Raw genomic sequence first — 22895 nt, forward strand, 5'->3', positions numbered from 1 at the left:
CGAGATGGCAAATGACATCTTTCGGCGTTGCGGTTGCCGGGACGAGAACAAGAAGCAGTACGGCACCAAATGCCCGAAGCTGGCTTCAGATCCTAAGCACGGAACGTGGGGGTTCTATGTCGCAGCCGGTGTTGATCCTTCCACGGGCAAGAGACGGCAGATTAGGCAGAATGGCTTCCCTACTCAGAAAGCCGCACGTGAAGCCCGAAACAAAGTCGCTCGCGAACTGGATCAGGGCACATTCGTAAAGCGAAACACGGAACGGTACGGGGATTATCTGGACGGCTGGCTTGAACGACACAGGGACACCGGCAAGGGCATCCGGGCCACCACCTATGACAACTACGCCCGGTACATACGCAATGACATCAAGGGCTCTGAACTGGGCCGCATGATGCTCTCCGACATCCGCCGCTATCACCTTAACGACTTCCTCAGGAGCCTTTCTGAGGCAGGCAGGGGCGCCGTTACCGTCAGACGTATCGCCGCGGTCCTACAAGCGTCCCTGCGGGCTGCTGCCCGGTCACAGCGCATCGACATCAACCCCGCCACTGAGCTTGAACTGCCAAAGGTGGACAAGAAGCGCATCAAGGCGTGGGAGCCAGAGCAGGTTGGGCATTTCCTGGACATCGCTGCAACTCACAGGCTCGGGGCCTTGTTCGAGCTGGCGACATTCACGGGGCTGCGCCGCGGTGAACTAGTCGGGCTGCGATGGATCGACGTTGATCTAGCGCGCAGGCAGTTGAGCATCCGAAACAACCGCGTGCAGGCAGACGGGCGCGTTCTGGACAACGACACCAAGACCGAAGACAGCTACGTCACTATTGACCTCAGCGAACGGGCCGTAGGGGCGCTGGTGGCTTGGAGGATCCAGCAGGACCAGGAGCGTGACGCCGGCCAGGAGGCTTACTCCCCCAGTGGCTAAGTGTTCACCATGGAGGATGGGCGACCACTCAAGCCTCAGTACGCGACACGGCTATTCGAGAAACTGCGGGTGCAGTCAGGGCTTCCCAAGCTGACTTTCCACGGTCAGCGGCACGAGTACGCTTCCTTGCTTCTGTCATCGGGTGAAGACATCGCCATTGTTCAGAAGCTGCTCAGGCACTCATCAATCACGATCACATCGGACACGTATGGGCACCTCATAGGTTCGGCTGCTTCAAACGCTGCGGAGAAGGCGGCGGCGATGGTGCCAGCCAAAAAAGATGGTGCACGCACGCTGCACACACAAGCCCCTGTTTCGAGTGGAGCTTAAACAAAAAACCGCCCCACCTCCGGGATACTTCCCAGTGATGGAGCGGTTCTTGCTGGTCGGGCTGACAGGATTTGAACCTGCGACCCCTTGACCCCCAGTCAAGTGCGCTACCAAGCTGCGCTACAGCCCGCTGGTTCCACCGTTCTCCGCCTAGGTTTTCCTCCGAAGAGTCTCACCTAAGCAGTCCGGCCGAACCACCTCCAAAAGCTTACACGAAGTTGGAGGGTGCCAACGCCATCACAGCCAAAGTTGGCTGTGATGCCCGTCTCATTTAGCGCTTCTTGCCACGCTTCTCACGAACGCGCATGTTGACCTCGATGGGCGTGCCCTCGAAGCCGAACGTTTCGCGCAGGCGGCGGGTGATGAAGCGACGGTATCCGGGGTCCAGGAAGCCTGTGGTGAAGAGCACGAACTTCGGCGGACGGCTGGAGGCCTGGGTGCCGAACAGGATGCGCGGCTGCTTGCCGCTGCGGACAGGGTGCGGGTGTGCCGCAACCAGTTCGCCCAGGAACGCGTTGAGCCTGCCGGTGGGGATACGGCGGTCCCAGCTTTCCAAGGCCGTGTCCAGCGCAGGGACCAGACGGTCTTTGTGCCAGCCGGTCTTAGCGGAGATGTTGACCCGCGGCGCCCATTCAACGTGGGCCAGGTCCTGCTCGATCTCACGTTCCAGGTAGCGGCGGCGTTCGTCGTCCAGCAGGTCCCACTTGTTGAAGGCGAGAACCAGCGCACGCCCGGACTCAATCGCCAGTTGCAGGATACGGACGTCCTGCTCACTGAGGACCTCATCCACGGCAAGGAGCACGACGGCGACCTCCGCTTTTTCGAGCGCGGCCTGCGTCCGGAGCGACGCATAGAAGTCGGCGCCCTGTGCCATGTGCTGGCGGCGGCGGATACCTGCGGTGTCCACGAAACGCCATGTACGGTCACCGAGTTCAATGAATTCGTCCACCGGGTCACGTGTGGTTCCGGCCAGCGGATCGACGACTACGCGTTCGGAGCCCGCGAGCTTGTTCAGCAGCGAGGACTTGCCAACGTTCGGGCGGCCGATCAGGGCGATACGGCGGGGACCGCCGGAGCGCTCCACACCATCTACCAGGGAGAACTCGGGCAGCGTGTCCATGACGTGGTCAAGGAGGTCGGCGACACCGCGGCCGTGCAGGGCGGAGACAGGGTACGGCTCACCGAAGCCAAGGCCCCACAGCGTTGCCGAGTCAGCTTCCTGGGCGAAGTCATCCACCTTGTTGGCCACCATGATGACCGGCTTCTTGCTCTTGCGCAGCATCTTCATGACGCCTTCATCCGTGGCAGTGGCGCCAACGGCGGAGTCCACCACGAAAAGAACAGCGTCGGCGAGCTCCACGGCCATTTCGGCCTGCTCGGCCACACGGGCGTGGATGCCCTTGGCGTCGTGCTCCCATCCACCAGTGTCAACTAGGGTGAAATTGCGTCCGTTCCAACGGGCGGAGTACATGACACGGTCGCGGGTCACACCGGGGGTGTCTTCAACCACTGCCTCGCGACGGCCCAGGATGCGGTTGACCAAGGTGGACTTGCCGACGTTCGGGCGGCCGATGATGGCCAGGACGGGGTCCAGTTTGAGCGGACCTTCATCGCCTTCGTCGTCGTAGTCCCCGCTCAGGAGAGCGGCGTCATCGTCGTCGAGATCGTAATCGTCCAGGCCTGCCCGGAGGGTGGCAGCGCGAAGTTCAGCTTCGTCATCGTCCAAGGCAGCCAGGTTTTCAGCCACCTGGTCGGTGCCGGTGGGCGTGTATTCGTCGTCGCCGGCTCCGTGGAGGCCGGATTTTTGAGTCGTATCGCTCATTGCACTTTCCTTAGTGGTGGTCTGCCGGCGTCCCGGCTACTGCTGTTTGGCGGTGATGCGGAGTAGTTGCCCCGGGCCCAGGCTCCTGGGGAAGGGCCTGCCCCGTGGCCCGGATGGCGTCCTGGACGTGTTCTGCCAGGGCATCACGGATTTCCGCGGCCGCCCTGTCCATTGAAACACGCCCCGGTTCGCCCTTCCGGCGCTTCACCGTGACGGGTTCGCCGAAGCTGACATGCAGCTTGCGGCGTGGTTTGGGGATATGGTCGCGATGCTCGCCACCTTGGCGGGTTCCGAGGATAGCGACCGGAATAACTGTTGCACCGGAGTTCAGGGCAAGCCAGGCCACTCCGCTGCTGATGCTTTCTGCCGAGCCACTCCCCCGGGTTCCTTCCGGGAGGATACCGACGCAACGGCCGGCGTCGAGCAGTTTCTTGCCGGTATGCAGGGCTGCACGGTCACCGGTCCGGTCCACAGGAATCTGGCCGGAGCCTTTCAGGACCCTTCCAAGGAAACCAGCGAACATCTCTTTCTTGACCAGGATGTGCATGGGCCGCGGTGAGGCGCCGAACATGACTGGACCGTCCAGGAAACTGATGTGGTTCGCCGCGAAGATCACCGGCCCCGCTGCGGGGACATTGCTTTTGCCCGTCACTGCCGTCCGGTAGACGACGTGGTCCAGGATCCACCCGACCGGGCGGCTCCACAGACGGGTCCACCGGGCAGGGATGACGGTACCCGGAACAGGGTTCTTAGTCGCCATAGATGACCTTGCTGACAATAGCGAGGGCGGTCTCCACCGTTTCATCGAAGTTGAGGTCCGAGGAGTCGAGGGTCACCACGCCATCTGCGGCCTGGGTGAAGTTCACCACGGTGGAGTCCTTGGCATCGCGCTGGATCACCTGGACCGCGAGTTGTTCCTTGCTCTGCGTGCCGCCCAACTGGATTCCACGACGCCGGAGCCTTGCTTCCTCACTGGCGGTCAGGAGCATGCGGACCTCGGCATTGGGAACGACGACGGTGGTGATGTCGCGGCCCTCCACCACCATGCGGCGGTGGTGCTGATCGATCAGTTCGCGTTGCCTGCGTATCAATTCGGTGCGGGCACCAAGGGTTGTAGCGACGGCGCTTACGGAGGAGGAGATCATGGGATCCCGTATTTCGTCCGTGATGTCCGTGCCATCCACGGCAACATACTCCGTGGCAGTGCTGGTACTGATCTCCAAGGGCATGGTCTTGGAGGCCTGCTCCACTGCCGCACCGTCCTGGAGATCGACGCCCGTCTTCAGGCAATACCACGTCAGGGCGCGGTACATCGCGCCGGTATCGAGGTACGCCAGCTTCAAACGGCGGGCAACTTCCTTGCTGACACTGGACTTGCCCGATCCCGAAGGGCCGTCGATCGCAATCACGAGCGGTTTACCGGGGCGGGCGACCGTCTCAGGGCCAAAGAATTCACGCGTCATTACTGGAGTACCCGCCATCCACGGTCAGTCAAAGCTTCAACAAGGAGGTCATGCTTGCTGGGCAGCACGGAAAGCTCCACCATGCCCACGTTCTGTCCGGACGAATGGTCGAGCCGAAGGTCTTCGACGTTCACGCCGATCTCGCCAATCTCCGTGAGGAGGTGCGCGATCTGGCCCGGCTTGTCGTCCACCAGGATGGTGAGCCACGAGTATGCCTGCGGGGGTCCGCCGTGCTTGCCCGGGATCCGGGCCTGCCCTGCGTTGCCCTCACTGATGAGTTGCGCAAGATCCAACCGGGCACCCGGCGCCAGTGGTTCTTCCAACGTGCCGATCAGACGGTTCAGGTCCTCGCGGACACCGTGCAGGATGGAGACAACCTTTTCCGCATTGCCGCCCAGGATCTGCACCCAGAGGGTGGGATCGCTGGCAGCGATGCGGGTGGTGTCACGGAGTCCGTTGCCCGCCAGGGAGAGCGCGTGCAGAGGAGTACCCTGCAAGCGGCTCGCCAGGAGCGAGGACATGATCTGCGGCAAGTGCGACACCAGTGCCACGGCTTCATCGTGCTCGTCCGCCGTGAACTGCGAAACAATTGCCCCAAGGTCTCCGGCCAATGAGCGCGCGGTCTGCACGGCTTCGCTTGCCGTTTCCTCCGACGGGCAGACAACCCACGGCATGGACGTGAAAAGTTCACCCCTGGCTGCGACCGGACCGGACTTCTCACGGCCGGCCATGGGGTGTGTGCCCACATAGCGGGAAAGATCCACGCCTCGCTCACGCAACTGCGCCTGGATGGTGGCTTTCACGCTGGCAATATCGACCACGACGGCAGACGGGTAGTCCGCCAGCGCCTTCTCCACGACGTCGGACGTCACGTCAGGCGGGGCAGCGACGACTACCAGCTGCGGTTGATCGTCCAATTCCGCCAAAGGCCGTCCTGCACCGATATCCACAGCGACCGCCTGATTGGTGGGCGATGGATCGAAAAGGAAGACCGGAACCCCGCGTCCGCGCAGGCCGAGGCCAATGCTGGCCCCAAGCAGGCCAGTACCAAGAACGACGACCGGGCCATCGAGGTGGCCCCGGCCGTGCGTGCGGAATGCCGACATGCCCTAGAGCCCTACAGATGCCAGGAGGTGTCCGACTTCCTGCCTGCCGAGGTTGCGGATGCTGCCCTGCCGCTGGTCACCCAAACCGATGGGACCGACCTTGACACGGACGAGCCGCTCCACCGGGAAACCGACGGCGTCGAACATGCGGCGCACAATGCGGTTCTTGCCGGAGTGGAGGACAACCTCGATCAGGACGTGACCGGGAGTGGAATCCACCAATCGGAAGGAATCCACGGACGCCACGCCGTCTTCAAGCTCGACGCCGTTCTTCAGCTTTGCGCCCACGCCCTGCGGGAAGGGACCGCGCACCTGAACCAGGTACGTCTTGGGTACCTCATACGAAGGATGCGTCAGGCGGTTGGCGAGTTCGCCGTCGTTCGTCAGCAGCAGCAGGCCCTCAGTGGCGACATCGAGGCGGCCGACGTGGAACAGTCGCTCGCCCTTGTTCTTGTTGTTCTTCAGGAAGTCGCTGATGCAAGGGCGGCCTTCGGGGTCTTCCATGGTGGAAACGACGCCCTTGGGCTTGTTGAAGACCATGTAGACCAGGGTCTCATCGAGCTGGATGCGGATACCGTCAACGTGGATCACGGCGGTCTGGGCATCCACTCGCATACCGAGCTCGGTGGTGACCTGGCCATCAACTTCAACGCGGCCTTCGAGGATCATTTCCTCACAGACACGACGGGAAGCGACGCCGGCCTGAGCCATGACCTTCTGCAGGCGTACGCCGTCAACATCGTGAAGATCAGACTGAGGGACTTCCTGGCGGGGACCGCGATTGCGGCCCGGCTTGCGGATGGGTCCCAGGTTCTGGCCGAAACGTTCGCTTCCGAAGGCTTTGGAGCCGTACTGCTTGGCCGGCTTCGCCTTGGGCTTCAACGCGCCCGGAGTTCCGGGAGCCTTACCGAAGCCGGGCTTGTTGGAGCCGGGCTTGCGGAAGGGCTTTGCGGGCCGGGCGGCCTGGCCGCGATCATAATCGCCGGCCGTTGTGGGGTTGTCGGGATCGAAGGGAGCCGCTTCGCGAGGCTTGGAAGCCTTGAAGGGGCGGCCCTCGCCCTGGGGGAAGTTGCGCTTCCCGGCGCCGGCGCTGCCGCCGCGGCCGGAGAAGCCTCCGGCGTTGGAGCGGCCGCTGCCGCCCTTTGCCTCATTGCGTCCAGAACTGTTGCGTCCCGAACCGTTACGTGGTGAACTCTGGCGTCCCGCCTGTGTCATGACCCGTCCTAGTGTTAGTAATGGCCGGCATTTGGTGTTGAAATCAACACTAGCCAGCCGGGCAGACATCGTCTGCCCCTTGTCGCTGTGCACCCTTGATGAGGTGCTGTGAATCTGTATGAAATTGTGGTGCAGCGCCGGCGTGTGCCCGTGGCTACATCCGGCTGGCGTCGTAGTACTCGTCGATCCCTTCCAAGCCAGGAAGGTGCGGCGAGAGCTGGGGCAATTCCGCCACCGAGCCGATGCCCATCCGTTCCAGGAAGTACGAGGTAGTCCGGTAAAGGACAGCCCCCGACTCGGGATCGTTTCCGGAATCCTCGATCAAACCCCGCTGGGTCAGAGTCCGGACCACCGAATCAACGTTGACGCCTCGAATAGCAGAAACCCGGGCCCTGGAGACCGGTTGCCTGTAGGCAATGACCGCCAAGGTTTCAAGCGCTGCCTGAGTGAGCCTGGTGGTCTGACCTTCGAGGACGAACCGGCCCACGATGTCGGCAAAATCCGCCCGTGAATAGATTCGCCACCCACCGGCGACGTTCCGCAATTCAAAACCCCGGGGTGCAGTGCTGGCATCGGCAAAGCCGACAGCATCCACGTCCGGGGCTTTAACAGTATAGCCGCTATACTCCCGCTGCAGGTTCTGCAGCAAATCCTCGACGACGGCGACCGTGACGTTGAGCCCGGCGGCAAGCTCCTCGGAGGTGGCCGGCTCATCGATGACCATCAGGACTGCCTCCAGCGCAGCCCGGGCCCCTCCGGGCAAGGCGTCGAGTTCCGCCAGACCGTCCTGGACCGTTTCTTGTTCACTCATTGCCGTTTTCCTCGCTTCCGGAAACCTCGTACTCCTCGCTCAGGCTTGAGCTGTCCCATTCGGCGTCGTCGCCCGTCCAACGAACCGTCAGCTCAGCCAGGGCTTCGGGCTGTTCGAAGGCGACCACCCGGTCCCGGAACATTTCCAGCAACGCCAGGAACCGCGCAACCACCACCAAAGTGGTCTCGGCATCGGCGATCAACGTCTGGAAGGACAGGGGCGCTCCCAGCTTCAAGCGGTAGCCCATGATCTCGGCCTGTTCCTTGACGCTGACCGGAGGTGCATGCAGGTGCTCCAACCCGACCTCGGAAGGCGCTGCGTCCTTGGGTTTGAGTGCTTTGGCTGCCAGTTCCCCGAATTGCTCCGGGGTATGCCTCCAGACGAGCTCCGGGAGCAGTGCAGCGAAGTGGCCTTCCAAGGCCACTTGCCGAGGGAATCGTCGTGCTTCCAGCTCCAGCGTCCCGCCCATGAGGCCGGCCACCTGTTTGAACGCCTTGTACTGCAGCAAGCGAGCGAAGAGAAGGTCGCGGGCCTCCAGCAACGCAATATCCTCGGCATCTTCCACCTCGCCGGCCGGCAGGAGACGGGCCGCTTTGAGGTCCAGGAGTGTTGCGGCGATGACCAGGAATTCGCTGGCCTCATCCAGCGCCCAATCCTCCCCCAACTCCTGGAGGCGCCGGATGTACTTGATGAACTCGTCAGTGACGGTGGCCAAGGCCACTTCAGTGATATCCAGTTTGTGCTTGGAAATGAGTCCCAGCAGGAGATCGAAGGGACCGGTGAAGTTTGCCAGCCGTACCTCGAAGCCCGCCTTACGGGCCTCGGTGGTACCGGCGTCGGGCGTTTTGGCTTCAGCGGCGGTGTCCGCTTCCGCGGTCGGGGCGAGTGACGGTCCCACCGTCCGCTACGGCGCGCCGCCGCGCGAGATGAGTTCCTTGGCGAGGCGGCGGTAGGCGTCCGCGCCGATGTGGTTGCCCGCGTAGCTGGTGATGGGCTCGGCGGCCACGGTGGCGTCGGCGAACTTGATGGAGCGCTTGATGACGGTTTCGAAGACCTTGTCGCCGAAGGCCTCCACGAGGCGCGAAATCACTTCGCGGCTGTGCAGTGTACGGGCGTCGTACATGGTGGCCAGGACGCCGTCCACCTGCAGGCGCGGGTTGAGGCGGTCTTGCACCTTTTCGATGGTCTCCACCAGGAGGGCAACGGCGCGCAGGGCGAAGAACTCGCAGATCAGCGGAATGATCACGCCATGCGCGGCAGTCAGTGCGTTGACGGTCAGCAGCCCGAGGGACGGCTGGCAGTCGATCAGGACGACGTCGTAGTCGTCTTCCACGCTCTTCAAGGCGCGGTCCAGGACTTGCTCGCGGGCCACCTCGTTGACGAGCTGCACCTCAGCTGCGGAAAGGTCGATATTGGCGGGAAGGAGGTCAACGCCTTCGACGCCGGTCTGCTGGATGGCATCGCGGATGTCCACCTTGCGGTCCATGAGGACGTTGTACACCGTGAGGTCCAGCTCGTGCGGGTTGGCGCCCAGGCCTGCCGACAGGGCCCCCTGCGGATCAAAGTCCACCAGCAACACGCGCCGACCGTACTCCGCGAGCGCAGCCGCGAGGTTGATGGTGGAGGTGGTTTTGCCCACGCCACCCTTTTGGTTGACCATGGCGATGACCCTTGCCGGGCCGTGGGAGGCTAGCGGCGCGGGTTCCGGGAATTCGCGGTGAGGGCGGCCGGTGGGCCCCATGATGGCGTCTTCGAGATCGAGCTCTGTGCCTTCCAGCGTTGCTGAACCACGTTCGATGCTCACGTATCTAACCACTCTTTCGACGACGATCTTCCCTGCCGCTGGCCCCCAGCTTCAGCGCTACTACCCACTTAGGCTACAGCGCCCGACACGGTATTTTTGGGAACTTGACTTTGTCCCGCGATTGAGCCTTGACCCTCTAGTTGAGGTCGAAGGTTGCTTTCCCGCCTTCCTTGCGGTCGACGAAATGGTTGAGGGCCGGCATCCCGCGGGATGCCGGCCCTCAACCACGTGATGGTCTTTGTCTAGACAGTCACCTTTTCGCGAACCTCGGGCTCAGGAGCGGCCTCGGCTCCGCCACCGTGGGCGAGCATGGTCTGCTCGTCGAAAGGCTCGCTGCCCGAGAGAACCCGCCGCACCTGGCCGTTATCGATTTCCTTGACCCAGGTACCGATCAGGACGGTGGCAACAGCGTTGCCGGTGAAGTTGGTGAGCGCACGGGCCTCGGACATGAAGCGGTCGATCCCGACGATCATTCCCACGCCACCCAGGAGCTCGGGCTTGTGCGCCTGGAGGCCGGCGGCGAGGGTTGCCAGTCCGGCACCCGTGACACCAGCGGCGCCCTTGGAAGCAATGATCATGAAGACCAGGAGGGAGATCTGGGCACCCAGGTCCAAGGGAGTGCCCATGGCGTTGGCGACGAACAGTGACGCCATGGTCAAGTAGATTGCCGTTCCGTCCAGGTTGAAGGAGTAGCCCGTGGGAACCGTCACGCCGACCACCGGCTTGGAGACGCCCAGGTGTTCCATTTTGGCGATGAGGCGGGGCAGGGCTGCTTCGGAGGAAGAGGTGGAGAAGATCAGGAGGTACTCACGGGCCAGGTACTTCATGAGCTTGAAGATATTGACTCCGGCGACAACGCGGAGGAGCGTGCCCAGGATGACCACGATGAACAGTGCGCACGTGATGTAGAACGCGACCATCAGGGTGAACATGCTGAAGATTGCCTGGGCGCCGGTTGCGCCGACGACGGCGGCGATCGCACCGAACGCTCCGACTGGGGCCAGCCACATGATCATGATGAGGATGCGGAAGACGAGCCGCTGGCCGTGGCCGATGGCGTTAAGGATGGGAGTTCCCTCTTTGCCCATCCGCTGGAGTGCGAAACCGACCAGGATCGCAGCAAGCAGGGTGGGCAGGACGGGGATGTCGCCGGGGATGATCCCCAGCAGGAAGTCCGCGGTGCTGTCCGTGGCGGCTTTCTTGTTGGGATCGTACGGGGTCAGCTTCAGGCCCTCGCCCGGGTGGATGAGGTTGCCGACAACCAGGCCGATGGCGAGGGCGAACGTGGACATCGCAACGAAGTAGGCAAGGGCGAGACCGCCGACCTTGCCCACGGTGGCAGCCTTGGCGATGGAACCGATGCCCAGGACGATGGTGCAGAAGATCACCGGAGCGATCATCATCTTGATGAGCTTGATGAAGCCGTCACCGAGCGGTTTGAGCGACTTTCCGACCTCGGGGAACAGCAGGCCGACGACGGCTCCGAGTACGACGGCCAGAATGACCGCGATATACAGGTAATGCGACTTATCGAGCCCCTTGCGTCCAGCTTTGGCAGCTACTGCCGACTCTCCTCGTTGAGAGGTCATGGGATTCTCCTTCTGGATACTGTGTAAGGCGCTGCGGTCCTGCACTGATGTCCAATCCGCTGCCCTTGTGTGATATCCATCATTGAGCCGCTGGTGACACACATCACCGTTGCGGTCATATTGGTCATGGGAGGCCCACGTGTTTCACAACTGGAGCATCGCCCGGCGTTTGTTTGTGGCGAACCTGTTGTTCGTCCTGGTGCTGACGGCTGTGTTCGGGGCGTTCTCCGTGCTGGAGGCCAGGGACCGCGCGTACGACGAAGCCGGCGGCAGGATGCTCGCCATTGCCACCTCCATTGCGAACAATCCGCTGGTCCTCGAGGCGTCGTCTTCTACCGACCCTTCAGCCGCTCTCCAGCCGTATGCCCTTGAGGTCATGGACGATGCAGACGCGGACTTCATCACCATCATGGCCCCGGACCGGACACGCTGGACACATCCGCGCAGCGAGGAACTCGGCAAGCCCTACATCGGCACCATCGAACCGGCCCTGCAAGGCGAAACCTTCACGGAAGTCACCGCCGGTACCTTGGGGCCGTCCGTCCGCACCATTGCTCCGGTGAAGGACGCAGGCGGCAACGTCAAAGCGCTGGTGGCGGCCGGGATTACCGTCCGGACAGTGGATACGGATGTCGCCGAGCGCTTGGGCGTGATCGGCCTCATCGCCTTGGTGGTGCTGTTCTTCGGGTCTGTGGCTTCGTGGCTCCTGGGCCGCTATCTTCGCTCGGTTACCCGGGGCTGGGGCCCGGAACAGCTGGCGCAGCTGTTCGCGTACTACGAGTCGGTGCTGCATTCAGTCCGTGAAGGGGTCATCCTGATCGACACCCACGGCAAAGCCGTGATGTACAACGACCAAGCGGCCGAACTGCTGGGGCTGGAACCTTCCGACGCCGACAGGTCCCCTGACGCGGCACCGGGACTGGTGGAGCTCCCCTTGGGTGGAAGCCTGCGAGCGCTTTTCGAATCCGGCCGGCCCGCCCACGATGAAATACACCTGACCGGCTCAAGGATCCTCGTAGTAAACCAAGCGCCCGCCGTTGGACCTGTTCCTCCGCGGAGCCGGCAGAAGCCTGCGGTCTACGGCACCGTAGCCACCATCAGGGACCGCACGGAAATCGAGTCCCTGGGCTCGGAGCTGCAGACCATGAAGACCCTCTCGGACGCCTTGCGTGCCCAGACCCACGAACATGCCAATCGGCTGCACATGATCGTCTCGCTGCTGGAACTTGGCCGCACACCCCAGGCCTTGGACTTCGCCACCAAAGACCTCGAGCTAAGCCAGCAGCTCACCGATGACATGGTGGCCTCAGTGGATGAACCGGTGATGAGCGCTTTGGTCATGGGCAAGGCCGCCGAAGCCCATGAGCGTGGCGTGGAGTTGGTGGTACACACCTCGGGACGGTCCGGTGTCCGTGGATTGGAGATCCAGGACCTGGTGACAATTCTCGGAAACCTGCTGGACAACGCGATCGACGCCGCCGCCGTTGGCGATCTCCCGCGAAAGGTGGAGCTGGCCGTGGACGCCGGACCCGCCGCCGTCGAATTCTCGGTACGCGATTCCGGTAGCGGCATCGACCCTGCTGCCATCGACGATGTGCTGCAGTATGGGTTCAGTACAAAGTCGGCCAAGGACGATCCCCGCGGGGGTCACGGCCGCGGCGTCGGCCTTGCCTTGGTGCGGCAGGCGGTCCAGAGGCTCAACGGTACGATGTCCATCAGCAATCCCGGCGGCGCACAGTTCCATGTTGTGCTGCCTGCGCCGGTTCCCGAGGAAGAGAAGCCATGACAGACATCCGCGTCCTGGTGGTCGAGGACGAGCCCATCGCCTCGGACGCCCATTCGGTCTATGTTGGCAGGCTGGCAGGTTTCACGTTGGTGGGCACTGCACCGGATGGCCAGTCGGCCCTGCGCATCCTTGGCGAGTTCGCGGCCGCGGGCTCCCCCGTGGACCTGGTGCTGCTGGACATGAACCTGCCTGACCTGCACGGGCTGGACGTCGCGCGCCGTATGCGGTCGGCCGGAGTCTTCGCCGACATCATCGCCATCACAGCCGTCCGGGAACTGACCATCGTGCGCAGCGCTGTGTCCATCGGCGTAGTGCAATATCTCATCAAGCCATTCACCTACGCGACATTTGCCGACAAGCTGGGCAGTTACCGGACTTTCCGGGAGCAGTTGGCAGGTTCGATGTCCGGCATTTCCAAAGCCGGCGCATCGCAAAGCGACGTTGACCAGGCCTTCGCGAGCCTGCGGGCCCCTACTGACCTGCCACTGCCCAAGGGCCTGTCCGGATCTACCTTGGACTCCGTGAAGGACTTGGTGCGGGCTCGGCAACAGCCTGTTTCGGCGAGTGAAGTCATGGATGCCTTGGGGATGTCCCGCGTCACCGCCCGAAGGTACTTGGAGTATTTGGCGGACGCCGGGACCGTCAGCAGGGCGCCGCGATACGGCACGCCCGGGCGACCGGAAAATGAATATGGGTGGAACCGAACCTAATCCTCATGTATACAAAGAAGGGGAAATTGCTCTGATTTATGGCCTGAAACGCCTTCTGTGTATACACTGAGGACATGCGCGCCAGTGAACGAGCCTATGCGGCCCTCCGTGAGGACATCATTGAATGGCGCCTCCGGCCAGGCACGGTACTGGCGGAGGTCGAACAGTCCGAGCGGCTCGGCGTGTCCCGTACGCCGGTCCGGGAGGCGCTGAGCCGGCTCACCGCCGAAGGGCTGACGACGGCGGCAGGCGGCCGCGGCGTCGTCGTCACCGATATTTCTCTGGACAGCATCGATGAACTGTTCGAACTGCGCGAAACCCTTGAAGTCAGGGCCGCCGCTCTTGCTGCGGAGCGGGGCGAACCGGGCGTATTCGCCGAACTTCACTCCCAACTGCTGCGAGCGCCTGAGCTGCTCAAGGACAACGATCCTGCCCGCCATGAGTACTACGGCCTGGTGAGTCGCCTGGACGAGGCCATCGATGCGGCGATCTCCAACTCGTACATGGCCCAGGCAATGCGCAGCCTTCGCGTCCATTTGGTCCGCGTCCGCCGCCTGGCAGCTGACGACGCCGCCCGGCTCCACGCCGCCGCGGCTGAACATGCCGCCATCGCGGAGGCCATCGCCGCAGGTAATCCACGGCTGGCCGAAGCCGCCACCACACTTCACCTCCACCGCAGTCTTACCCACGTCAAGGCCGCACAGCTGGCCGCCAAGACGCCTCACTAGAAGGAGCACCATGGTCAAGAACAACCACGTCCGCGTCTACAAGAGCGAAGAGAACCTCCCGCGCGAGGAGCAGCTGGCCCACAAGATCGCAGTGGTCGCCGCCGACCCCGTTCCCGTTACGGCCGAGGTCACCGACATGGTGATCAACCGGATCATCGACAACGCCTCCGTGGCGATCGCGTCCTTGAACCGCGCACCGATCGTCGCAGCACGGGCCCAGGCGCTCACCCATGCCCCGACAACCAACGGCAAGGGAGCCCGCGTTTTCGGTATCACGGACAGTGTCTCCCCCGAATGGGCTGCCTGGGCCAACGGCGTGGCAGTACGCGAACTCGACTACCACGACACCTTCCTGGCCGCGGACTACTCCCACCCGGGAGACAACATCCCCCCGATCCTCGCCGTCGCCCAGCACGTCGGCGCCAACGGCGCCGACCTGGTCCGTGCCATCGCCACCGGGTACGAGATCCAAGTGAACCTGGTCAAGGCCATCTGCCTGCACAAGCACAAGATCGACCACGTGGCCCACCTCGGCCCGTCCGCCGCGGCCGGCATCGGCACCCTCCTTGGCCTGGACATCGAAACGATCTTCCAGTCCGTTGGCCAGGCCCTGCACACCACCACCGCCACCCGGCAGTCCCGCAAGGGCGAGATCTCCACCTGGAAGGCCCACGCCCCGGCGTTCGCGGGCAAGATGGCCGTTGAAGCCGTGGACCGCTCCATGCGCGGCCAGACCTCACCGGTGCCCATCTACGAAGGCGAAGACGGCGTGATCGCCTGGATGCTCGACGGCCCCGACGCCTCCTACGAGGTTCCGCTGCCCGAAGCCGGCGAGGCCAAGCGCGCCATCCTGGACACCTACACCAAGGAACACTCCGCCGAGTACCAGGCCCAGGCCTGGATCGACCTCGCCCGCAAGCTGAACCGCGAGCACCCTGAAACCACCGATCCTGCCAACGTGAAGTCGGTGCTGATCAAGACCAGCCACCACACGCACTACGTGATCGGTTCCGGCGCGAACGATCCCCAGAAGTACTCCCCCACCGCGTCCCGCGAAACCCTGGACCACTCCATCCCGTACATCTTCACCGTCGCCCTGCAGGACGGCGCGTGGCACCACGTGGACTCCTACGCCCCCGAACGCGCGACACGTCCGGACACCGTGGAACTCTGGCACAAGGTCACCACCGTGGAAGACCCGGAATGGACCCGCCGCTACCACTCCCTGGACATCGCGGAGAAGGCCTTCGGCGGTTCCGTGGAGATCACCCTCAACGACGGCACGGTCATCACCGACGAGATCGCCGTGGCCGATGCCCACCCGCTCGGCGCCCGGCCGTTCGCCCGCGAGCAGTACGTCAACAAGTTCCGCACCCTCGCCGCCGGACTCGTGGAGGAAGCGGAAATCGAACGGTTCCTCGCCGCCGTCGAGCGTGTCACCGAACTGGGCGAAGGCGAACTGGACCAGCTGAACATCACCGCAGCCCCCGGCGTGATCGACCTCAACAACGCACCCCAGGGACTGTTCTAAATGCTGTACTCCAAAGTCACACCCGAACAGAAACGACTCCGCCTCCGGGAACTGTTGGCCTCCGGGACTGTCCACCAGTTCCCAGGTGCGTTCAACCCGCTCTCGGCACGGCTCATCGAGGAAAAGGGCTTCTCCGGGGTCTACATCTCCGGCGCCGTCCTGGCCAACGACCTCGGCCTGCCGGACATCGGACTCACCACGCTCACCGAGGTAGCAACCCGAGCCGGTCAGATCGCCCGCATGACGGACCTGCCCTCGCTGGTGGACGCGGACACCGGCTTCGGCGAGCCCATGAACGTGGCCCGGTCCATCCAGGAACTCGAAAACGCGGGCCTCGCCGGCTGCCATATCGAAGACCAGTTCAACCCGAAGCGCTGCGGCCACCTGGACGGCAAAAACGTGGTGGACCTCGACACCGCCACCAAACGCATCCGCGCCGCAGCGGATTCACGCCGTGACCCGAACTTCCTCATCATGGCCCGGACCGATATCCGCGCCGTAGAAGGCATTCAGGCGGCGCAGGACCGCGCCAAAGCACTGGTCGACGCCGGTGCTGACGCGATCTTCCCTGAAGCCATGGCCACCCTGGACGAATTCCAAGCCATCCGGGACGCCGTGGACGTGCCCATTTTGGCGAACATGACCGAGTTCGGCAAAAGCGATCTCTTCACTGTCGACCAGCTCCAAAGCGTCGGCGTGAACATGGTCATCTACCCGGTCACGCTCCTCCGCATTGCCATGGGCGCTGCAGAGCGTACGCTGGAAACGATCAAGGCTGCGGGGACCCAAGAGGCGCAAGTTGAGAACATGCTCACGCGTGCGCGCCTCTATGAACTCGTCGATTACGAGGCATACAACCAGTTCGATACCGGCGTTTTTAACTTCCAGGTTCCTGGCGTCCGCTAGGTTCCGGATTCATCAAGGGGAACGCAGGCACACCGGAAACACCCGGCGCGCCTGCACTATGAACGAAGGAGAGCAGCATGGCAGCTGTTGACATCAAAAAGGGCCTTGCCGGCGTCGTGGTGGACTACACCGCCGTCTCGAAGGTCAACCCGGACACCAACTCGCTGCTGTACCGCGGGTATCCGGTCCAGGAACTGGCCGCCAAATGCAGCTTCGAAGAGGTCGCCTACCTGCTGTGGAATGGCGAACTGCCCAACGAGGCACAGCTCGCCGAGTTCACCACCCGCGAACGTGCGGGCCGTGCCCTCGACCCCGTGGTCAAGTCAGTTGTAGACACCTTGCCCACCACCGCGCACCCCATGGACGTCTGCCGGACAGCGGCGTCCGTCCTTGGTGCCCGACACGAATTGGCCGAGGACTCCTCACCCGACGCCAACATGAAGAAAGCCATCGATCTGTGGGCCGCCATGCCCGCAGTAGTCGCTTACGATCAGCGTCGCCGGCGTGGCCAGGACGCCGTGGAACCGCGGGAGGATCTTGACTACTCGGCCAATTTCCTGTGGATGACATTCGGTGAAGACCCCGTGGACGAGGTAGTGGAGGCATTCAACGTCTCCATGATCCTGTACGCCGAGCACTCCTTCAACGCCTCCACCTTCACAGCGCGCGTAGTCACGTCCACACTGTCGGACCTGCACTCGGCCGTCACTGCGGCCATCGGTGCCCTCAAGGGCCCGCTGCACGGCGGAGCCAACGAGGCCGTCATGCACACCTTTGACGAGATCGGCATCCGCAGCGAAGAATCCCTTGAGGAAGCTGCCACGCGAGCCCGTGCCTGGATGGAAGACGCCTTGGCCCACAAGAAGAAAGTCATGGGCTTCGGGCACCGCGTCTACAAGCACGGTGACTCCCGCGTGCCCACCATGAAGGCCGCCCTGGACAAGATGATCGCCCACTACGGACGCCCGGAACTGTTGGGCCTGTACAACGGCCTTGAGCAGGCCATGGACGAGGCCAAGGCCATCAAGCCGAACCTCGACTATCCCGCAGGGCCCACGTACCACCTCATGGGCTTCGATACCCAGACCTTCACCCCGTTGTTCGTCGCAAGCCGGATCACCGGCTGGACAGCCCACATCATGGAGCAGGTGGCCTCCAACTCCCTGATCCGTCCGCTGAGTGAATACAACGGCCCCGAAGAGCGCCACGTGCCGTAGGGCCTCTGGAGGCAAAGCAAGAAGAACGACGCCGGGCCGGTCACCGAAAGGCGACCGGCCCGGCGTCTTATGTCCCGCAAGGCACTAGCTACTCAGGGTTCGTCCACTCGGCTGTATGGACCTCTGCCACGTTCTCGTTGTCGCTGGCAAGATCAACGCGAACAGCAATGCGCTGGCCGGAAATCATAGCCGGGAGCCAATGCTCGGCATCGGCCCACATACGGTCCACCGGGAGGTGCCGTACGGAGAACCATTCCGGCGCGATTTCCTCGCTTTCCGAAGGTTCCCCTTTCCACGTGCGCGTAAGGTAAACGGTGGTGGCCATGTTCCAGTCCGGACGTGCAGGGAACACGAAATCTACGGTACCGGCAGGAATCAGGTCCTGCGGCTCGACCACGACGAATACTTCTTCCAGGACCTCCCGGCATGCCGCCTCCGATGCCGACTCCCCCGGTTCCACATGGCCGCCGACTCCCACCACCTTGCCCCTGCCAAAGCCGGTTTTCTTGGTGCCGAGCAAGACCTCCTCGCCGTCCGCACCATCGCGGAGGAAGAAACACAATGTCACGTGGGCTGAAGTCATGCTGCCTACCTTAACCCGATCTCCCTTGGCGATGCCGCCATTGCTACAGTGAGCCCATGAGCGAAGGTGGGGGTGACGCGCGGGCCCATGCTTCCGCCGTCGATCAGGTTTCCGAATCGCCGGCCGAGGCGGGAGGGACCGCCGAAGAAGACAGCCCGGCACCCGGCGTCATTTCCAAGCCGGAGCGGGACTCTTGGCTACCGAAGTGGCTGGTGGCCCGCCCGCTGTACGTGGGCTGGGCGTGGACCCTGGTGTGGGCAGGGCTCATCGTACTGGACGAAGTGGTGGACCTGGCCGGATGGACCTGGTACCTGCTGGTACTCGTGGCCGCCTTGCCCACGCTGATCTCCACGTTGGTGGTGTTGCATGCCACGCCACGGAGCCATCTCAGGGCCGTTGACGCCACCGTCCTGGGTCACTTCTTTGTGCGGTTCCTTGCGCTCGTGGCTGCGTTCATGGTGTGGGCTGCCTCAGTAGTGATGAGCGCTTCGATTTCCACCACCGTCCAGTCGGTGATCGGCGACTCCGAGAAGGAAGTCACCGCCCTCGGCTTCAACTTGATGTTGGCCGCCGTCCCGCTGGTCCTTTCCATCCTCTGGATGGCCTTCATTGTGCGGTGCGCGTGGTTCCTGCGGCGTTTACGCGGTTGGCGGCAAATCCCGGTGAAAACACGGGTGCCCAAGAAATTCCTGCGCGGACGTCCCCGGCTCAAACGTGTGGTCGTGGGACTGGCTCACCCCGGGCTGTTGTTGGTTGCAGGGCTCGGCACCTCAATGCTGGCAGTGTTTGTCAACGCCGTGGAGCTCACCCTGAACGTCCTCAACTAGCCCAGCGCGCGGGGGTGCGCCGCGGCGTAGACCTCACGCAAAGTATCAGCGGTGACCAAGGTGTACACCTGTGTGGTGGTCACGGACGCATGACCCAGCAGCTCCTGAACCACCCTCACGTCCGCGCCGCCCTCGAGCAGGTGCGTGGCAAAAGAGTGACGCAGTGTGTGTGGCGAGACGTCCTTAGTGATGTTGGCCTTCTCGGCCGCAGTCTTGAGGATGGTCCACGCGCTCTGCCTGCTGATGCGGCCGCCCCGCGCGTTCAAAAAAAGTGCAGGCGTTCCCTTGCCCTTCGAGGCCAGCAGCGGTCGGCCGCGGACAATGTAAGCCCCGACGGCGCGGGCACCGTAGGAGCCCAAAGGCACCAAACGTTCCTTCGAACCTTTGCCGAACAGCCGCACGATGGCGGGCTCGCCGCCGGTGTCTTCGAGGGAGACGTCGTCGACATCGAGTCCCACAGCCTCGCTGATGCGCGCACCCGTGGAGTAAAGAAATTCCAGAAGCGCACGGTCTCGGAGCCCGGTGGCGGTGTCCGTGCCCGCCGCTTCGAGGATGCGCGTGACCTCACCGACGCTGATGGCCTTCGGCAGCCGTTTGCCCGGCATGGGCGGGTGAACGTCGCTGGCGGGGTCCGCCGTCGTGGTTCCTTCCAGCGCCCAGAACTTGTGAAGTCCGCGGACAGCAACCACGGTGCGTGCCGCCGAGCGGACGCCCAGCGCCGCTGCGCCGTCGGAACCGTCAGACAAAGCCTGAACGAAGGCAGTCACCTGGTGCCTGGTGATGTCGCCTGGCCGTTCGATGCCTTGGGCCGCGAGGAAGTTAGAGTATCTGGCGAGGTCCCTGCGGTAAGCGGACAGCGTGTTGGCCGCCAATCCCCGCTCCACGCCGACGTGCTGAAGATAGTCGGTGACAGCACGGTCAATGCCGTTGGCGGTCCTGGTGGCGGCTTCGGACATGGGTCAGCGCTGGCTCGGATGCGCCGGCCACGGTGCATCCGCCGGCCGAAGACTCATGAAACCGTCAGCCTTCGCCGCAGCGGCAGCCAGGATCCCGACCACCGCCGAAGGGTTGTGCAGGCGTCCTTCCAGGACAGACCGGACCGCGTCCTCAAGCGGAACCCAGTGGAACTCGATCTCGGCTTCTTCATCGGTCCGGACATGGCGTTCGGCAACAGGCACATCGCTCAGCCCGCGGGCCAGGTAAATCCGGATCGCTTCGCTGGAGGAACCGGGTGAGTTGAAGAAATCAGCGAGGACGTTCCAGGTGGCGGCCTTGATGTCGGCTTCCTCGGCGAGTTCGCGGGCCGCACCAACCACGAAGTCTTCGCCCTCAATGTCCAGCAGGCCGGCAGGAATTTCCCATAAGTCCATGCCCACAGGGTGCCGGTATTGCTTGAGCAACAGAATCTCGCCATCCACGTTCATCGGCAGCACCGCAACTGCGCCGGGATGATCGATGTAGTCACGGACCAGGGTGGCCGTATCCTCGCTGAGCTGGAACGAATCGCTCACAACGTCCCAAATGCGGCCTTCGTAAACCTTGCTGGTAGACAAAAGACGGCGCGGGCTCGGCATGTCCGAAACCTGCCTCGACGTGCTGGGGGTTTCAGAAATACCGGGCATCGCGCCGTCCTTCGTTAGTGCTTGCTGTTACTTGGCAGCTACTGCGCTTGCAGCTTGCTTGGCTCCGGCAGTTCCGCCTTCACGACGCTCCAAAGCCGCCTTGACCAAGCCTGCGAAGAGGGCGTGCGGACGGGTCGGACGGGAGCTGAGCTCAGGGTGAGCCTGCGTTGCAACGTAGTACGGGTGTACTTCCCGCGGCAGTTCCACGTACTCAACCAGCTTGCCGTCAGGCGACGTGCCTGAGAAGACCAAGCCCTCCGCGGCGATCTGATCGCGATACTTGTTGTTGACCTCGTAGCGGTGCCTGTGGCGTTCGCTGACGGTGGTGGTGCCGTAGGTCTCGGCAACAACGGAACCTTCATCCAGCTTGGCTTCGTAGAGGCCAAGGCGCATAGTGCCGCCGAGGTCGCCCTTGCCGTCAACGATGTCCAGCTGCTCTTCCATCGTGGCGATGACCGGGTACTTGGAATCGGGCTCGAACTCGCTGGAGGAAGCGCCTTCCAGGCCAACTACGTTCCGTGCGTATTCGATGACCATGCACTGCAGGCCAAGGCACAGGCCCAAGACAGGAAGCTTGGTTTCACGGGCAAACTTCAAGGCGCCCAGCTTGCCTTCCAGGCCCCGGATGCCGAAGCCGCCGGGAACACAAATGGCGTCGACGCCGGCCAGGGCCTTGGTGGCTCCGGCGAGGGTTTCGCACTCATCCGAGGGGACCCAGCGGATGGTCACCTTGGCCTCGTTGGCGAAGCCACCGGCACGGAGGGCTTCGGTCACGGAGAGGTAGGCATCCGGAAGGTCGATGTATTTGCCAACCAAGGCGATCTCGACGTGGTGCTTGGGGTTGTGGACAGCCTCGAGCAGTTTGTCCCACTTGCTCCAGTCGACGTCCTTGAACGGCAGGTCCAGTGCACGGACGATGTAGGAGTCCAAGCCCTGCGAGTGCAGCGTCTTGGGGATGTCGTAAATGCTCGGCGCGTCTGCGGCGTTCACTACAGCATCGATATCGACGTCGCACATGCGGCCGATTTTCTCCCGCATGGCATCGGGGACTTCGCGGTCCGAACGGATCACGATCGCCTCAGGCTGGATACCAATGGAGCGCAGGGCCGCCACGGAGTGCTGCGTCGGCTTGGTCTTCAGTTCCTGGGAAGGACCGATGTACGGCACCAGTGAAACGTGCAGGAAGAAGACGTTGTTGCGGCCGACATCCTGGCGGACCTGGCGGGCTGACTCAAGGAAGGGCTGCGACTCGATGTCGCCCACGGTTCCACCGATTTCGGTGATGATGACGTCCGGAGCGTTCTTGCCTTCGGCAGGCAGGCGCATGCGGCGTTTGATCTCATCGGTGATGTGCGGAATGACCTGGACAGTGTCTCCGAGGTATTCGCCACGGCGTTCTTTCGCGATGACCGTGGAGTAGATCTGGCCTGTTGTGACGTTGGCCGAACCTTCAAGGTTTTCATCAAGGAAGCGCTCGTAGTGTCCGATGTCGAGATCGGTTTCGGCGCCGTCATCCGTCACGAACACTTCGCCGTGCTGGAAGGGGTTCATCGTGCCCGGATCCACGTTAAGATAGGGATCGAGCTTCTGCATTGTTACAGACAAACCGCGTGCTCGCAGCAGGTGGCCGAGGCTGGAAGCCGTCAGACCCTTACCGAGCGAGGACGCCACACCACCGGTGACGAAGATGTGTTTGGTCGTCTTGGACGAGCCCGGGAACCGGGAATTTACACGGGAATTTGATCGCTGCACCACGGAATTCGAGCTTATCATCAATTACGCCTTCCAAGCGTCCTGTTCGGATTCCCCAAATGGTCAATAGTTGCCCAGGACCGCGTTCCGATCAAGAGCCGGGCGGGAGGAAGCACAGCAATGTGATGGTGCTCGCAGTTCCGCTGCCGCCTCAACCGAGCCTGTTTC

The 22895-nt window shown here is 63.1% G+C and carries 20 protein-coding genes, 1 tRNA gene and 1 pseudogene; 8 read left to right on the forward strand and 14 right to left on the reverse strand.

The features are described from left to right. Window positions 1-4 precede the first annotated feature (4 nt). Window positions 5-1255, forward strand: a pseudogene (locus ACFRJ9_RS16035) (tyrosine-type recombinase/integrase). A 53-nt stretch (window positions 1256-1308) separates the two neighbouring features. Here the strand turns inward: ACFRJ9_RS16035 and ACFRJ9_RS16040 are convergent. The 10 genes from ACFRJ9_RS16040 to ACFRJ9_RS16085 form a co-directional block, all read right to left on the reverse strand. After that, window positions 1309-1385: transfer RNA gene (locus ACFRJ9_RS16040), tRNA-Pro, on the reverse strand. Window positions 1386-1526: 141 nt separating this feature from the next. Continuing rightward, window positions 1527-3077 (reverse strand): ribosome biogenesis GTPase Der, encoded by a 1551-nt coding sequence (gene der, locus ACFRJ9_RS16045; protein ID WP_377669843.1) that lies wholly within the window; start codon window positions 3075-3077, stop codon window positions 1527-1529. 10 nt (window positions 3078-3087) lie between these two features. Then, window positions 3088-3837: a lysophospholipid acyltransferase family protein gene (locus ACFRJ9_RS16050; protein WP_377669845.1), complete on the reverse strand. Its 750-nt coding sequence runs from the start codon at window positions 3835-3837 to the stop codon at window positions 3088-3090. After that, the gene (gene cmk, locus ACFRJ9_RS16055) at window positions 3827-4540 is read right to left on the reverse strand and encodes a (d)CMP kinase (protein ID WP_377669848.1); all 714 of its coding nucleotides are present in this window, start codon (window positions 4538-4540) and stop codon (window positions 3827-3829) included. Before cmk ends, ACFRJ9_RS16050 begins: the two co-directional genes overlap by 11 nt. Continuing rightward, a complete protein-coding gene (locus tag ACFRJ9_RS16060) occupies window positions 4540-5646 on the reverse strand; it encodes a prephenate dehydrogenase (RefSeq protein ID WP_377669851.1) in 1107 nt (368 codons plus the stop codon). The genes cmk and ACFRJ9_RS16060 overlap by 1 nt, the downstream gene beginning before the upstream one ends. 3 nt (window positions 5647-5649) lie before the next feature. After that, window positions 5650-6861: a pseudouridine synthase gene (locus ACFRJ9_RS16065; protein ID WP_377669853.1), complete on the reverse strand. Its 1212-nt coding sequence runs from the start codon at window positions 6859-6861 to the stop codon at window positions 5650-5652. A 154-nt stretch (window positions 6862-7015) separates the two neighbouring features. Then, window positions 7016-7672 carry an SMC-Scp complex subunit ScpB gene (locus ACFRJ9_RS16070; RefSeq protein WP_377669856.1) on the reverse strand — a complete coding sequence of 219 codons (657 nt, stop codon included), beginning with the start codon at window positions 7670-7672 and terminating at the stop codon, window positions 7016-7018. Beyond that, window positions 7665-8570 carry a segregation and condensation protein A gene (locus tag ACFRJ9_RS16075; RefSeq protein WP_377669859.1) on the reverse strand — a complete coding sequence of 302 codons (906 nt, stop codon included), beginning with the start codon at window positions 8568-8570 and terminating at the stop codon, window positions 7665-7667. Before ACFRJ9_RS16075 ends, ACFRJ9_RS16070 begins: the two co-directional genes overlap by 8 nt. Before the next feature lie 6 nt (window positions 8571-8576). Continuing rightward, window positions 8577-9476, reverse strand: a complete 900-nt coding sequence (locus ACFRJ9_RS16080) for a ParA family protein (RefSeq protein ID WP_231339107.1) — start codon at window positions 9474-9476, stop codon at window positions 8577-8579. Window positions 9477-9718: 242 nt separating this feature from the next. After that, window positions 9719-11065: a cation:dicarboxylate symporter family transporter gene (locus tag ACFRJ9_RS16085; protein ID WP_377669862.1), complete on the reverse strand. Its 1347-nt coding sequence runs from the start codon at window positions 11063-11065 to the stop codon at window positions 9719-9721. A 139-nt stretch (window positions 11066-11204) separates the two neighbouring features. Here ACFRJ9_RS16085 and ACFRJ9_RS16090 point away from each other — a divergent pair, with 139 nt between their 5' ends. The 6 genes from ACFRJ9_RS16090 (at window position 11205) to ACFRJ9_RS16115 (ending at window position 17943) form a co-directional block, all read left to right on the forward strand. Then, the gene (locus ACFRJ9_RS16090; RefSeq protein ID WP_377669865.1) at window positions 11205-12851 is read left to right on the forward strand and encodes an ATP-binding protein; all 1647 of its coding nucleotides are present in this window, start codon (window positions 11205-11207) and stop codon (window positions 12849-12851) included. Then, a complete protein-coding gene (locus ACFRJ9_RS16095; protein WP_377669867.1) occupies window positions 12848-13561 on the forward strand; it encodes a response regulator in 714 nt (237 codons plus the stop codon). Before ACFRJ9_RS16090 ends, ACFRJ9_RS16095 begins: the two co-directional genes overlap by 4 nt. A 74-nt stretch (window positions 13562-13635) precedes the next feature. Beyond that, on the forward strand, window positions 13636-14289 hold the full coding sequence (locus ACFRJ9_RS16100; RefSeq protein WP_377669870.1) for a GntR family transcriptional regulator: 654 nt from the start codon (window positions 13636-13638) through the stop codon (window positions 14287-14289). Between the two features lie 10 nt (window positions 14290-14299). Next, window positions 14300-15820: an MmgE/PrpD family protein gene (locus tag ACFRJ9_RS16105; protein ID WP_377669873.1), complete on the forward strand. Its 1521-nt coding sequence runs from the start codon at window positions 14300-14302 to the stop codon at window positions 15818-15820. Further along, complete coding sequence (gene prpB / locus ACFRJ9_RS16110) at window positions 15821-16726, forward strand: methylisocitrate lyase (protein ID WP_377669875.1); 906 nt, start codon at window positions 15821-15823, stop codon at window positions 16724-16726. 77 nt (window positions 16727-16803) lie between these two features. Beyond that, window positions 16804-17943 carry a bifunctional 2-methylcitrate synthase/citrate synthase gene (locus ACFRJ9_RS16115; RefSeq protein ID WP_377669878.1) on the forward strand — a complete coding sequence of 380 codons (1140 nt, stop codon included), beginning with the start codon at window positions 16804-16806 and terminating at the stop codon, window positions 17941-17943. A gap of 88 nt (window positions 17944-18031) precedes the next feature. On the opposite strand, the gene ACFRJ9_RS16120 is transcribed toward ACFRJ9_RS16115, so the two are convergent. Continuing rightward, entirely contained in the window at window positions 18032-18526 is a 495-nt protein-coding gene (locus tag ACFRJ9_RS16120; RefSeq protein WP_377669880.1) for an NUDIX domain-containing protein, read from the reverse strand. A gap of 56 nt (window positions 18527-18582) precedes the next feature. Here ACFRJ9_RS16120 and ACFRJ9_RS16125 point away from each other — a divergent pair, with 56 nt between their 5' ends. Continuing rightward, window positions 18583-19353, forward strand: a complete 771-nt coding sequence (locus tag ACFRJ9_RS16125; protein WP_377669882.1) for a hypothetical protein — start codon at window positions 18583-18585, stop codon at window positions 19351-19353. Here the strand turns inward: ACFRJ9_RS16125 and xerD are convergent. The 3 genes from xerD to ACFRJ9_RS16140 are packed head-to-tail and all read right to left on the reverse strand — an operon-like array spanning window position 19350 to window position 22748. Then, the gene (gene xerD / locus ACFRJ9_RS16130) at window positions 19350-20309 is read right to left on the reverse strand and encodes a site-specific tyrosine recombinase XerD (RefSeq protein ID WP_377669885.1); all 960 of its coding nucleotides are present in this window, start codon (window positions 20307-20309) and stop codon (window positions 19350-19352) included. The two genes, ACFRJ9_RS16125 and xerD, sit on opposite strands and share 4 nt — an antisense overlap. 3 nt (window positions 20310-20312) lie before the next feature. Beyond that, window positions 20313-20975 (reverse strand): NUDIX domain-containing protein, encoded by a 663-nt coding sequence (locus ACFRJ9_RS16135; protein ID WP_377669886.1) that lies wholly within the window; start codon window positions 20973-20975, stop codon window positions 20313-20315. A 27-nt stretch (window positions 20976-21002) separates the two neighbouring features. After that, window positions 21003-22748 carry a CTP synthase gene (locus ACFRJ9_RS16140; protein ID WP_377669888.1) on the reverse strand — a complete coding sequence of 582 codons (1746 nt, stop codon included), beginning with the start codon at window positions 22746-22748 and terminating at the stop codon, window positions 21003-21005. Window positions 22749-22895: the final 147 nt, after the last annotated feature.

This window comes from Paenarthrobacter sp. NPDC056912, assembly GCF_042786555.1.
Taxonomy (GTDB): Bacteria; Actinomycetota; Actinomycetes; order Actinomycetales; family Micrococcaceae; genus Arthrobacter.

Excerpts from the sequence above, each read along its gene's own strand:
- ACFRJ9_RS16120 (WP_377669880.1), bottom strand. The coding sequence starts at position 18,526 with ATGACTTCAGCCCACGTGACATTGTGTTTCTTCCTCCGCGATGGTGCG.
- ACFRJ9_RS16140 (WP_377669888.1), bottom strand. The coding sequence starts at position 22,748 with ATGATAAGCTCGAATTCCGTGGTGCAGCGATCAAATTCCCGTGTAAAT.
- ACFRJ9_RS16065 (WP_377669853.1), bottom strand. The coding sequence starts at position 6,861 with ATGACACAGGCGGGACGCCAGAGTTCACCACGTAACGGTTCGGGACGC.
- ACFRJ9_RS16125 (WP_377669882.1), top strand. The coding sequence starts at position 18,583 with ATGAGCGAAGGTGGGGGTGACGCGCGGGCCCATGCTTCCGCCGTCGAT.
- ACFRJ9_RS16070 (WP_377669856.1), bottom strand. The coding sequence starts at position 7,672 with ATGAGTGAACAAGAAACGGTCCAGGACGGTCTGGCGGAACTCGACGCC.
- ACFRJ9_RS16060 (WP_377669851.1), bottom strand. The coding sequence starts at position 5,646 with ATGTCGGCATTCCGCACGCACGGCCGGGGCCACCTCGATGGCCCGGTC.
- ACFRJ9_RS16115 (WP_377669878.1), top strand. The coding sequence starts at position 16,804 with ATGGCAGCTGTTGACATCAAAAAGGGCCTTGCCGGCGTCGTGGTGGAC.
- prpB (WP_377669875.1), top strand. The coding sequence starts at position 15,821 with ATGCTGTACTCCAAAGTCACACCCGAACAGAAACGACTCCGCCTCCGG.
- ACFRJ9_RS16050 (WP_377669845.1), bottom strand. The coding sequence starts at position 3,837 with ATGGCGACTAAGAACCCTGTTCCGGGTACCGTCATCCCTGCCCGGTGG.
- der (WP_377669843.1), bottom strand. The coding sequence starts at position 3,077 with ATGAGCGATACGACTCAAAAATCCGGCCTCCACGGAGCCGGCGACGAC.
- ACFRJ9_RS16105 (WP_377669873.1), top strand. The coding sequence starts at position 14,300 with ATGGTCAAGAACAACCACGTCCGCGTCTACAAGAGCGAAGAGAACCTC.
- ACFRJ9_RS16095 (WP_377669867.1), top strand. The coding sequence starts at position 12,848 with ATGACAGACATCCGCGTCCTGGTGGTCGAGGACGAGCCCATCGCCTCG.
- ACFRJ9_RS16100 (WP_377669870.1), top strand. The coding sequence starts at position 13,636 with ATGCGCGCCAGTGAACGAGCCTATGCGGCCCTCCGTGAGGACATCATT.
- ACFRJ9_RS16085 (WP_377669862.1), bottom strand. The coding sequence starts at position 11,065 with ATGACCTCTCAACGAGGAGAGTCGGCAGTAGCTGCCAAAGCTGGACGC.
- cmk (WP_377669848.1), bottom strand. The coding sequence starts at position 4,540 with ATGACGCGTGAATTCTTTGGCCCTGAGACGGTCGCCCGCCCCGGTAAA.
- xerD (WP_377669885.1), bottom strand. The coding sequence starts at position 20,309 with ATGTCCGAAGCCGCCACCAGGACCGCCAACGGCATTGACCGTGCTGTC.
- ACFRJ9_RS16135 (WP_377669886.1), bottom strand. The coding sequence starts at position 20,975 with ATGCCCGGTATTTCTGAAACCCCCAGCACGTCGAGGCAGGTTTCGGAC.